Source organism: Streptomyces montanus (genome assembly GCF_005786655.1).
Classification (GTDB): Bacteria; Actinomycetota; Actinomycetes; order Streptomycetales; family Streptomycetaceae; genus Streptomyces; species Streptomyces sporangiiformans.
Genome location: NZ_VBZC01000015.1, coordinates 1 through 12,058 on the forward strand (window position 1 = coordinate 1; position 12,058 = coordinate 12,058).

The 12,058-nt window shown below is 70.4% G+C and carries 8 protein-coding genes; 5 read left to right on the forward strand and 3 right to left on the reverse strand.

Annotation, left to right across the window (positions count from 1 at the left end):
• The first annotated feature begins 168 nt into the window (after positions 1–168).
• A complete protein-coding gene (locus tag FE633_RS15475; protein WP_138045721.1) occupies positions 169–1,731 on the forward strand; it encodes a phytoene desaturase family protein in 1,563 nt (520 codons plus the stop codon).
• Positions 1,732–1,843: 112 nt separating this feature from the next.
• Here the strand turns inward: FE633_RS15475 and FE633_RS15480 are convergent, their stop codons facing one another.
• Complete coding sequence (locus FE633_RS15480; protein ID WP_138045722.1) at positions 1,844–3,625, reverse strand: serine hydrolase domain-containing protein; 1,782 nt, start codon at positions 3,623–3,625, stop codon at positions 1,844–1,846.
• A 193-nt stretch (positions 3,626–3,818) separates the two neighbouring features.
• Here FE633_RS15480 and FE633_RS15485 point away from each other — a divergent pair, with 193 nt between their 5' ends.
• Together FE633_RS15485 and FE633_RS15490 are read left to right on the forward strand one after the other, a co-directional pair.
• On the forward strand, positions 3,819–4,928 hold the full coding sequence (locus FE633_RS15485; protein ID WP_138045723.1) for a nitronate monooxygenase: 1,110 nt from the start codon (positions 3,819–3,821) through the stop codon (positions 4,926–4,928).
• Positions 4,925–6,499 (forward strand): acyl-CoA synthetase, encoded by a 1,575-nt coding sequence (locus tag FE633_RS15490; RefSeq protein ID WP_138045724.1) that lies wholly within the window; start codon positions 4,925–4,927, stop codon positions 6,497–6,499. The genes FE633_RS15485 and FE633_RS15490 overlap by 4 nt, the downstream gene beginning before the upstream one ends.
• A 49-nt stretch (positions 6,500–6,548) precedes the next feature.
• Here the strand turns inward: FE633_RS15490 and FE633_RS15495 are convergent, their stop codons facing one another.
• Positions 6,549–7,160 carry an antibiotic biosynthesis monooxygenase family protein gene (locus FE633_RS15495; RefSeq protein ID WP_138045725.1) on the reverse strand — a complete coding sequence of 204 codons (612 nt, stop codon included), beginning with the start codon at positions 7,158–7,160 and terminating at the stop codon, positions 6,549–6,551.
• Between the two features lie 176 nt (positions 7,161–7,336).
• On the opposite strand from FE633_RS15495, the gene FE633_RS15500 reads away from it, so the two are divergent.
• Positions 7,337–7,951: a hypothetical protein gene (locus FE633_RS15500; RefSeq protein ID WP_138045726.1), complete on the forward strand. Its 615-nt coding sequence runs from the start codon at positions 7,337–7,339 to the stop codon at positions 7,949–7,951.
• On the opposite strand, the gene FE633_RS15505 is transcribed toward FE633_RS15500, so the two are convergent.
• Positions 7,911–10,331, reverse strand: coding sequence for a penicillin acylase family protein (locus FE633_RS15505; protein ID WP_138045727.1), 2,421 nt, complete (start codon positions 10,329–10,331; stop codon positions 7,911–7,913). The genes FE633_RS15500 and FE633_RS15505 overlap by 41 nt on opposite strands.
• A gap of 185 nt (positions 10,332–10,516) precedes the next feature.
• Here FE633_RS15505 and FE633_RS15510 point away from each other — a divergent pair, with 185 nt between their 5' ends.
• Complete coding sequence (locus FE633_RS15510) at positions 10,517–12,049, forward strand: acyl-CoA synthetase (protein WP_138045728.1); 1,533 nt, start codon at positions 10,517–10,519, stop codon at positions 12,047–12,049.
• The last annotated feature ends 9 nt before the right edge of the window (positions 12,050–12,058 follow it).

Consider the following 12,058-nt stretch of genomic DNA (forward strand, 5'->3'; position numbering starts at 1 on the left):
GTGGCCGTCGGCCGCCGGGTGTGGCCGCCGGGGCCTGCCCGGCCGTCGGGCCGTCATCCCGCCGAGCGCTCGCGGCCACCGAGGCCGCGCGACCGGTGCCCCGCTCGGCCGCCCGCCGCCTGCCGCGTATGCCTGGCCGACCCGGATCACGGCGTGTTACGAAGAGGCATGCCTGTACACGAGGGATACGACGCCGTGATCGTCGGCGGTGGCCACAACGGTCTGGTCGCCGCCGCCTACCTGGCCCGCGCCGGGAAGTCCGTCCTCGTCCTGGAACGCCTGGGGAACACGGGGGGCGCCGCCGTGTCCACCCGGCCGTTCAGCGGGGTCGACGCACGGCTGTCGCGTTACTCGTACCTCGTCAGCCTGCTGCCCCGGAAGATCGTCCGGGACCTGGGCCTCGACTTCCGGGTCCGTGGCCGCACGGTGTCCTCGTACACACCCGTCGAGCGCGCCGGACGGCCGACCGGTCTGCTGGTCGGCGGCGGCGAGCGGCGCACCCGGGAGGCCTTCGCACGGCTGACCGGCTCGGACCGCGAGTACCGGGCCTGGCAGAGCTTCTACGGCATGACCGGCCGTGTCGCCCAGCAGGTGTTCCCCACGCTCACCGAACCGCTGCCCACGCGCGACGAGCTGCGCCGCCGCATCGACGACGAGGAGGCCTGGCGGGTCCTCTTCGAGGAGCCGATCGGCGCGGCCGTCGAGGAGCGGTTCGCCGACGATCTCGTACGCGGAGTCGTCCTCACCGACGCGCTCATCGGCACCTTCGCCGACGCGCACGACCCCTCCCTGCGGCAGAACCGCTGCTTCCTGTACCACGTGATCGGCGGCGGCACGGGAGCCTGGGACGTGCCGGTGGGCGGTATGGGGGCGCTGACCGATGCCCTGGCCGCCGCCGCCCGCGGCGCGGGCGCGGCCATCGCCACCGGGCACGAGGCGGTCCGGATCGCGACGGACGGACGGTCGGCGGAGGTCACGTTCCGGACCGAGCACCGAGAAGGAGTCGTCTCGGCCCGGCACGTCCTCGTGAACGCCTCGCCGCAGGAACTCGCGAATCTCACCGGCGAGGAGCCCCCCACCCCGGCCGAGGGCGCCCAGCTCAAGGTGAACATGCTGCTCAAGCGACTTCCCCGGTTGCGTGACACCTCCGTGGACCCGCGCGAGGCGTTCTCCGGGACCTTCCACGTCGCCGAGGGATACGAGCAGCTGGCGACCGCCCACGCACAGGCCGCGTCCGGTGCGCTGCCGGCCGAGCCGCCCTCCGAGATCTACTGCCACTCGCTCACCGATCCGACGATCCTCGGGCCCGGCCTGGTCGAGCGGGGCTACCAGACGCTCACGCTGTTCGGCCTGCACACGCCCGCACGGCTCTTCACGCGCGACAACGACGCCGTACGCGAGGAACTGCTCAAGTCGACCCTGACGCAGCTGGACGCACACCTCGCCGAACCGCTCGCCGACTGCCTGGCGGCCGACGCGGAAGGCCGCCCCTGCATCGAGGCGAAGACCCCCCTCGACCTGGAACGCGACCTGCGTCTGCCCGGCGGCAACATCTTCCACCGCGACCTGGCCTTCCCCTACGCACAGGAGGGCACCGGCCGCTGGGGCGTCGAGACCCCGCACGCGAACGTCCTGCTGTGCGGCGCGGGCGCCGTGCGCGGCGGTGGGGTGAGCGGGGTGCCGGGGCACAACGCGGCGATGGCGGTGCTGGAGGATCAGCAACCGGCATAGCGGGCGGCCCCGTCGGGCGACGCCGGACCGCCGGACCGCCGGACCGCCGGACCGCCGGCACCCCCGCGCCCTGGAAGTGCGGTGGAGGTGGCCTCGGAGGTGACGTACCGCGTCAGTTCGCCGACGTCGTCCAGCCCACCGCCTCGATGCGCGCCGCGTCCGCGGGCCTGGCCTCGTCGAAGACGACGCGGTCGCCGGCGTCGACGCGCAGCCCGTCCACGTACACCCCGCGGCCGACGTAGAGCCGGTCGGTCGTACAGCGCCACCGCAGCACGAGCCGCGGGGACTCGGCGAGCTCCGCGGTGAGCCGGTGCCAGACACGGCCCGACCAGCCGGTCACCGAACCGGACGGATGCTCGCGCGCGTCCTCGCCATGGCGCGTGGTCGTGAACGGGACCGGCCGCCACGTGGTGCCGCCGTCCGTCGAGGACTCCAGGAACAGGCCGTCCGACTGGGGTTCGGTGTCCCACCACAGCGCGCAGCGCAGCCGGCCACCGGCGTCGACGGCGAGCGCGGGCAGAGTGAGCGTCGCGGATGTCGCGTTCGCCATGCCCGAGAACCAGGCCGTACGCCCTCGCGCGGGCCGGACCGGGACGGCCCGCGCCAGCTGGTTCGCGGCGGCGACCCGGGGAGCGGAGCCGGATCGCCAACTGCGCACGGGGTGAACGGAGTTGCCGAGTACGATGAGGAACGAGTCGGTCGTCGGGTCGAGGACCAGGGATGTGCCGGTGAAGCCGGTGTGCCCGGCGGTGCGCGGAGTGGCCATGGCGCCCATGTACCAGTGCTGGTAGAGCTCGAAGCCGAGGCCGTGCTCGTCGCCGGGGAAGGCGGTGTTGAAGTCGGTGAACATCAGCTCCACCGACTCGGCCTTCAGGATCCTGGCCCGGCCGTACGAGCCGCCGTTGAGGAGGGTACGGCCGAGGATCGCGAGGTCCCACGCGCAGGAGAAGACGCCCGCGTGGCCCGCGACCCCGCCGAGGCTGTACGCGTTCTCGTCGTGCACCTCGCCCCAGACGAGGCCGCGGTCGATCCCGGACCAGGGCTTGCGGGCGTCCTCCGTGGCGGCGATCCTCGGCTTCCAGGAGGCGGGCGGGTTGTAGCGAGTGCGACGCATCCCGAGCGGAGCGGTGATCTCGTCGCGGAGCAGGGCATCGAGAGCGCGACCGGTGATCTCCTCCAGAACGAGCTGGAGCGAGATCAGGTTGAGGTCCGAGTAGAGGTACTTGGTGCCCGGCGGGTTGAGTGGCGCCTCGTTCCAGATGAGTTGGAGCTTCTCCTCGTGGGTCGGCGCGTTGTAGAGCGGGATCCAGGCGCGGAACCCGGAGGTGTGGGTGAGGAGCTGCCGGACGGTGATGTCCTGCTTGCCCGCGCTCCCGAAGTCCGGCAGGTACGAGGCGACCTTCGCCTCCAGCTCCAGCGTGCCGCGCTCGATCTGCTGCACGGCCAGGATCGAGGTGAACAGCTTCGAGACGGACGCGAGGTCGAAGACCGTGTCCTCGGCCATGGGGATCTGCTGATCGGCCGTGAACTCCACGCCGGTGTCGGTCTTCTCGTCGTACGCCGAGTAGCGCACCGCCGTGCCGATCGGCTGATGCAGGGCGACCGTGCCGCCGCGTCCGGCGAGCAGTACGGCGCCCGCGTACCAGGGGTACTTGGGGGAGGGGCCGAGGAACTTCTCGGCGTCGGCGACGAGTTGCCGCAGGTGCCCGGCGAGCAAACCCGCGCGCTCTGCGGATCCGCGCCGCAGGGTGGGCCGGCCGTGGTGCTGCGCGGCCGTGGCGGGACCCGCCGGAAACGGTACGAGGGCCAGGGCACCGCCCAGTGCCAGAGTCTTGCCGACTAACTGGCGACGCGTCAGCCCGCCGTTCGCTCTGTCCTCTGTGTCTTCGGTCATCGAGGAGCCTCCCGTAGCGCCGCCTGAAAGTATCTTTCGGGGTTCGACTTGCGGAGTGAAGCTTTTGTTTCGGGTGTGGGGTGTGTCAAGACTGCGGAAGACGGCTGGGGAGGGAGGTGCGCCCCTCCGAGAAATCTGACGGAGCATCAGAAAAGGGCTTCCCTCGTCCGGAGGACTGCGGCATCCTGCGGCCATGCAGACGGAGCTGAGCAACACACTGGGAGTCGAGCACGCCATCTTCGGCTTCACGCCGTTCCCCGCCGTCGCCGCGGCCATCAGCCGGGCCGGCGGATTCGGTGTGCTCGGCGCGGTCCGCTACACCGCCCCCGACGACCTCAAACGCGACCTCGACTGGGTCGAGAAACACGTCGACGGCAAGCCCTACGGCCTGGACGTCGTCATGCCCGCCAAGAAGGTGGAGGGTGTCACCGAGGCCGACGTCGAGGCGATGATCCCCGAGGGACACCGGCAGTATGTCAAGGACACCTTGGCCCAGTACGGCGTACCGGAACTCGCCGAGGGCGAGGCCTCCGGCTGGCGTATCACGGGCTGGATGGAGCAGGTGGCCCGCAGCCAGCTGGACGTGGCCTTCGACTATCCGGTCAAACTCCTGGCCAACGCGCTCGGTTCACCGCCCGCCGATGTCATCGCGCGCGCCCACGACCAAGGCGTGCTCGTCGCCGCGCTCGCGGGCAGCGCCCGGCACGCCCGCAAGCACGCCGAGGCGGGCATCGACATCGTCGTCGCCCAGGGCTACGAGGCGGGCGGCCACACCGGTGAGATTGCCTCCATGGTGCTCACACCCGAAGTCGTCGACGCCGTCGATCCGTTGCCCGTGCTGGCGGCGGGCGGTATCGGCAGCGGACAGCAGGTCGCCGCCGCACTCGCCCTCGGCGCTCAGGGCGTGTGGCTCGGCTCCCTGTGGCTGACCACCACCGAGGCCGAGATGCACTCGCGTGCCCTGACGCAGAAGCTCCTCGCCGCCGGATCCGGCGACACGGTCCGTTCCCGCGCGCTGACCGGCAAGCCCGCACGGCAGCTGCGTACCGAATGGACCGACGCATGGGACGACCCGAACGGACCGGGCACGCTCCCCATGCCACTGCAGGGGCTGCTGGTCGCGGAGGCGGTCTCGCGGATCCAGAAGTACGAGGTGGAGCCGCTGCTCGGGACGCCCGTCGGGCAGATCGTCGGCCGGATGAACAGTGAGCGCAGCGTCCAGGCCGTCTTCGACGATCTCACGCGCGGATTCGAGAAGGCGGTCGACCGAATCAACCGCATCGCGGGAAGGAGCGAGGCATGAGTCAGGCCCCGGGCGGTTCTCCGAACGGTTCCTCCAACGGCTTCTGGGCCCAGGCCGCCGCCGAACCCGGGCGTACGGTCCTGATCGCCCCCGATGGCGAGAAGTGGACCGCCGGACGGTTGCACGCCGAAGCCAACCGGCTGGTGCACGGGCTGCGCGCGGCCGGGCTCGAACGCGGCGACGCCTTCGCGGTCGTGCTGCCCAACAGTGTCGAGTTCTTCACCGCGTACCTCGCCGCCGCACAGGCCGGCCTCTACCTCGTCCCGGTCAACCACCACCTCGTCGGACCCGAGATCGCCTGGATCGTCTCCGACTCGGGTGCCAAAGTGCTGGTCGCGCACGAGCGGTTCGCCGACGCCGCACGTCACGCCGCCGACGAGGCGAAGCTGCCGAAGAGCCGGCGGTACGCGGTCGGCGCGGTCGAGGGCTTCAGGCCGTACGCCGAACTCCTCGACGGCCAGCCCGAGTCGGCGCCCGCCGACCGCACCCTCGGCTGGGTCATGAACTACACCTCGGGCACCACGGGCCGCCCGCGCGGCATCCGGCGCCCGCTGCCCGGCAAGCTCCCAGAGGAGTCGTATCTCGGCGGCTTCCTCGGCATCTTCGGGATCAAACCGTTCGACGACAACGTGCATCTCGTCTGCTCACCGCTCTACCACACGGCCGTGCTCCAGTTCGCGGGCGCGTCCCTGCACATCGGCCACCAACTGGTGCTGATGGACAAGTGGACGCCCGAGGAGATGCTCCGCCTCATCGACGCCCACCGGTGCACCCACACGCACATGGTCCCGACCCAGTTCCACCGCCTGCTGGCGCTGCCTGACGAGGTGCGGGCCCGGTACGACGTCTCGTCCATGCGGCACGCCATCCACGGCGCCGCCCCCTGCCCCGACCATGTGAAACGAGCCATGATCGAGTGGTGGGGCACCTGTGTGGAGGAGTACTACGCGGCCAGCGAGGGCGGCGGTGCCTTCGCGACGGCCGAGGACTGGCTGAAGAAGCCCGGCACGGTCGGCAAGGCCTGGCCCATCAGCGAGCTGGCGGTCTTCGACGACGAGGGAAACCGGCTGCCGCCGGGTGAACTGGGCACCGTCTACATGAAGATGACCACCGGCGGATTCTCGTACCACAAGGACGAGACCAAGACGCGGAAGAACCGCATCGGCGACTTCTTCACCGTCGGCGACCTGGGCTGTCTCGACGAGGACGGCTACCTCTTCCTCCGCGACCGCAAGATCGACCTGATCATCTCGGGCGGCGTGAACATCTACCCGGCCGAGATCGAGGCCGCCCTGCTCACGCACCCCGCCGTCGCCGACGCCGCCGCGTTCGGCATCCCGCACGACGACTGGGGCGAGGAGGTCAAGGCCGTCGTCGAGCCCGCCCCCGGTGGTGAACCCGGCGCGGCGCTGGCCGCCGAGATCCTCGCCCATTGCGAACGGCAACTGGCCGGATACAAGCGTCCCAAGAGCGTCGACTTCATCGAGACGATGCCACGCGATCCCAACGGAAAGCTGTACAAGCGCCGGTTGCGGGAGCCGTATTGGGAGGGGCACACCCGCCCGGTCTAGCATCCGCTCCGCGAGCGGGCCGGCTTCCTCGCCGGGAACGCCCGTCGCCTCAGGTGCCGCGCACGTCGGCGAAGATGACCTCGAACTCCTCCAGCCCGGTCACGGTGACATGTGCCTTGGCGGCCGCCTCATGCCTGGCCGCCGCCTGGCCCGCACGGGACGCGGCAAGTGACTCGCGGTCGGTGAACAGGGCGCCGACCAGCCCGCGTCCCCGGTCCCGGTCGATGAGCAGGGACGCCCTGGCCAGTCCTGGGAGCGTTTCGAGCCTGGGGATCACCGTCGCCCGGAACGTCTCGGTGAACAGATCCGCGTCCGAGGGGTCGAACTCCACCCTGGTGATCCGCAGCCCCGCTCCCGCCTCCGGCTGCCGGACCGGGTGGAAGACCACCGCTTCGAAATTGTCGATCGCCGTCGACGCCGCGAACCGCTCCAGGATCGCCGTCCGCCGCTCGCGCGTTGCCTCGTCGCTGTTCCTCCGGGCCTCCTCCGACTCCCACCAGCTGACCGCCAGCAGTTTTCCGAGGTCCCGGTCCACGAAGAGCCCGAGGCCGCGGAATCCTGGCTGCTGCTCGAGCAGTTCCCGGCCTTCAGTGCTGACTGCCTCGATGGCCGTGTCGATGTTTGCCGGATCGCCGGTCGCGTAAACCGTGCGTATGAACATGATGCCTCCCAGAAGCCGCGCACACATCCGAAACTTCTGACATGTGCCAGTCTTCTACCGGGGGCGGACCTGGGCAAACGGTAGGTCCGGGTGCACGCACCAAGATCCGGACCCCCTACGCTGCTGCGGAGAGCAACAGCGGGGATGCAACAGCGGGGACCGGAAGGGGACACACCATGGACGCGGCCGACGGATCGATACCGGCCGACGGGCTGCTGCTGCCCGCTGAACGGGGGCGACGGCTGCTGGGGCAGGTGGGCGTCGTCCTCGCGGTCATCGCCGGAGTCCTGGTGCTGGAGGTCGTGATGATCTTCGTGGTGGCTGTCCTGATGGCAGGCAGTGACATGGACATCTTCCGCAGTCCCGGTGTGGCCGGCTATCTGACAATGCCGGTGCTGTGCGGCGTCCTCATCACGCCGCTGTTGCCGCGCGCTTGGGCCTGGCCCGCGCTGCGGATCGACGAGCGGGGCCTCGCCAAGGAGGGGCGGTCCGGTGTCGTGATCGCGCCTTGGGCGGCCCTGGAAGCGGTGCAGTTCACCCGGAACCGGAATGTTCTGGTGCTACGGGTGCGCCCGGGCGCCGAGGTCCCCGGGAAGCGACCCGTGCCCGACCGCGCCTCTTATCTGCCCTACTACTCCCTCGGCGACACCCTGCGCCCGGCCCGGCGGCGCGCCCACCACGACGCGATCGTGGCCGCGGTGGAGCGCTTCGCCCCGGGCATCTACAACCCCGAACCCATACGGCTGCGAGTCACCCGTGCACCCGCACCACCTTCAGGGCCGGCGAGGTGAGGATGTCCTTCTCGCAGAAGCGGGACTTCACCCATTTCTCGGCCGAGAACAGCCGCGTCTGGTCGGCGAAGTGCGGCGAGCCGGGATTCGACGACTGGGAGTAGGTGAGGAGCGTGCGAGCCACTGGACAGCGTCCGCCGTCCCAGCCGACGGCCTGGATGTGGCTGGAGCCCATGGTGATCTCCGTGTAGCCGCCGGCCGCCGTGTCCCACACCGGCTCGATCTTGTTCCAGACGCCGAGTGACTCCGTGCCGCCCGGGACGGGGATGCGCTGACCGCCGCGTACGACGAACTGGTGCGCGGCCGCCTTCGCGTCCAGGGCGATCCCGGCCGTACGCAGTTCGGTCACGGTGTCGGCGAGGGCCCTGGCGAATCCGGGCGCGTCCGTGTTGAGCGTGTTCGGGGTGCGCACCGGGTCCGCCGCGGAGAACGGCACCTTCCACAACTGGGCTTCCGGGACCGTCGCGGTCAGCTTGCGCCAGAACCGGTCGAAGAGGAGTGCGCCCCGGCTGTCGGTGTCCATGGAGCGGTCCCACGCCTTGAGTGCACCGCAGGCCTCGGACACGTCAACGGCCTTCCCGTCACTGCCCGTTGCCGTACCTCCCGGCAGCGCGGCACAGGCCCGTGACGCGTCCTCGGCGGTGAGATCACCCGCGGGCACCCGGTTCGCGAACTGCTGCCGCTCCAGGTCCCGTACGGTCAGATCGCCCTTCGCGGCCATCGCCGCCACGTCCTCGATCGCGCCGCGGGTCCGCATCCCGAGCGGCGTGCCGACCGTGCCGAAGATCCGCTCGTACCCGGTGATCGGCCGGTCCGCGTTGGTCAGCCACGGCGTGCCGTTGGAGTTCTCCGCGTACGGCGCGTCCTTGAGCGTCGGCATCCTCTCCGGTCCGAAGATCCCCGGACGTAGGGCGTCGGGGTCGCGGCCGAGTGCGCAGTCACCGCGCGAGCCGTCGAGGATCGCCATCCCGGATGCCGGATACGTGGTCCTGCCGAGCGCCGTCGAGCAGCGCGCCGCCAACTCGTCGGTGATCCGGGGGAGTACCTGCGACTGGGTGAAGAGGGAGTGCCCCGAGGAGTCGGCGGCGATGGTGTTCACCCAGGGGATCCCCTGGTGCCGGGCAAGGGACTTGAGGATGCCGGCCGTGTCGCGTGCCTTGCCGAAGCCGAGCGAGGTGTCGTTGAAGCGCATGTTCTCGGCGTTGGGATCGTTGAGCGCGTACGCCGTCGTGGTGGTCCACGGCAGGGGGAGCTGGCTGCCGAGGGAGGTGACGACCGGGCCGTAGCGGGTCCACCATTGGGGCCGGGTCACCGGGGCGCCGTCCTTCACCGCGACGGTCACGGTCCGCTTCGTCATGCGCTCCGGCCTGCCGTCCACGAGGTACGTCGTCGGATCGGCCGGATCCAGCGTCAGCTGATGGAGGTTGGCCGGGACGCCGGTCGAGACGGTGTGGCTCCACGCCACGTGCGCGTTGTATCCGATGGACACGGTCGGCAGGCCGAGCAGGGAGCCGCCGGAGACGTTGAGTTCGCCGGGGATCGTCTGCTGAGACTGCCAGAACCGGCGACCGCCCTGCCACGGGTAGTGCGGGTTGCCGAGCAGCAGACCGCGGCCGTTCGCGGTCGTGCCGCCGTTGAAGGCGACCGCGTTGGAGCCCATGTCGGCGTCTGCGAACAGCTCGCGTGCGGCCCGGGCGGCGGCCTTCGCGTTCGGGGTGCCCGGGGTGTCCGGTGTGGGGGTGGCCGTCGCGGATCCGGTGGGCGGCTGCGCGGTCGCGACCGTGTCGATCAAGCGACCTTCGCCGCCGAGCACGGCGATGGCGTAACCGCGGGCGGCCACGTCGAGCGTGGTGACGGGCCGGACCCAGGCGGCACCCTCACAGGCGGGATCCGTGATGCGGTTCTGCTTCAGCCAGGCGTTGTAACCGGCCGCCCAGCCGCGCATCAGGTCCTTCACCTGGCGGCTCGGGCCCAGGGGCGCCGGCTCGGCGAGCAGCTTCTCCACCGTGCGGGCGTCCCGTACCCCTCGGAAGTAGAGGTCGCTGGTGAGGTTCTTGGTGGCCGAGGAGAGCGAGCCGTCGGGAGCCGCGTCGGGCCCGAAGAAGCGCGAACGTTCACCGCGCAGTGTCACGAAGCCGTCGGCGAGCGTGCACACCTGGTCGGCGGCCTGCGCCCAGCCCTCGCCGAAACCGAGATCGGCGTAGTTCTTCGCGAGGATGTGCGGAATGCCGTACTCGGTGTAGCGGATGACCGCGGAGAGGCCGCCCTGGGAGGGGCGTTCCCGACGGTCCTGATCATCGGCGGCGGAGGCCGGCAAAGACGCCGCGGCGGTGAACAGGACGGCGGCTGTGACGACGAGCTGTCTCAGGCGGGTGCGCATCGTGACTCCCAACATCCTTGAGAGAAAGGGCGGTTGAGCGTAACAACAGGTATGTCCGGTTGTGCGTGTGCGCGTTCGAGCTTCGCCGAGGTTGATCCGTTTCGCGCCACACGCGCCCGCTGCTTGACCCCGCTCGCGCCGCCGCACGAGGATCACGCCAGGGCAGCGCGACGAAGGAGTGGGGCATGACGGTGGAGGCCGGACGCAGTGTGACGGTCGACGGGGTGGTGCGGCGCAGCGCCCGGCGGACCCCGGCCCGCGTCGCCGTCCACTACGGCGAACGGTCCTGGACCTACGCGGAACTGGACGATGCCGTCTCCCGGGCCGCGCAGGTGCTGCGCGACACGGGGCTCGTCCCCGGCGACCGGGTCGGCGCCTACGGCCACAACTCCGACGCGTACCTGATCGCCTTCCTGGCCTGTGCGCGCGCCGGTCTGGTGCACGTCCCGGTCAACCAGAACCTGACCGGTGACGATCTGTCGTACATCGTCGGTCAGTCCGGCAGCGGGCTCGTCCTGGCGGACCCGGACCTCGCGGGTCACCTCCCCGACGGTGTACGGGTGTTGCCGCTACGTGACGCCGACGACTCGCTGCTCGCGCGACTCGCCACGACGGCTCCGTACGACGGAGAGGAGCCGCGCGGGGACGACCTGACGCAACTGCTCTACACGTCGGGCACGACCGCCCTCCCCAAGGGCGCGATGATGACGCACCGCGCCCTGGTGCACGAGTACCTGAGCGCGATCACCGCTCTCGACCTGCAGGCGGGCGACCGGCCCGTGCACTCGCTGCCGCTGTACCACTCGGCGCAGATGCATGTCTTTCTGCTGCCGTATCTCGCGGTGGGCGCCGAGAACGTCATTCTCGACGCACCTGACGCCGAGCGGATCTTCGACCTCGTCGAGACCGGTCGCGCGGACAGCCTGTTCGCTCCGCCGACCGTGTGGATCGGCCTGTCGAACCGCGACGACTTCGCGACCCGCGATCTGAGCGGGCTGCGCAAGGCGTACTACGGAGCGTCGATCATGCCGGTGCCCGTACTGGAACGCTTGAAGGAGCGGCTGCCGAAGCTGGCGTTCTACAACTGTTTCGGCCAGAGCGAGATCGGCCCCCTGTCGATGGTCCTCGGGCCGTACGAGCACAAGGGGCGGATGGATTCCTGCGGGCGCACGGTGATGTTCGTCGAGGCGCGGGTCGTGGACGAGTCCGGCAAGGATGTGCCCGACGGGGAGCAGGGCGAGATCGTCTATCGCTCACCGCAGTTGTGCGAGGGCTACTGGGACAAGCCCGAGGAGACGGCTGAGGCTTTCCGGGACGGCTGGTTCCATTCCGGGGATCTCGCGGTGCGCGATGCCGAGGGGTACTTCACCGTGGTCGACCGGGTGAAGGACGTGATCAACTCCGGTGGTGTCCTGGTCGCTTCGCGGCAGGTCGAGGACGCGCTCTACACACATTCCGAGGTGGCCGAGGTCGCGGTGATCGGGTTGCCGGACGAGCGGTGGATCGAAGCGGTGACCGCGGTGGTCGTCCCTCGGGGTGAGGTCACGGAGGCCGAGCTGCTCGCCCACGCGCGTGAGAAGCTGGCCCACTTCAAGGCGCCGAAGCGGGTCCTGTTCGTGGCGGAGCTGCCGCGCAACGCGAGCGGGAAGATTCTCAAGCGGGAGCTGAGGGACAGGTTCCGGAACGAGCCCGGCCCGGCGATCGCCCCAGGTGATTGAACGGTTGGC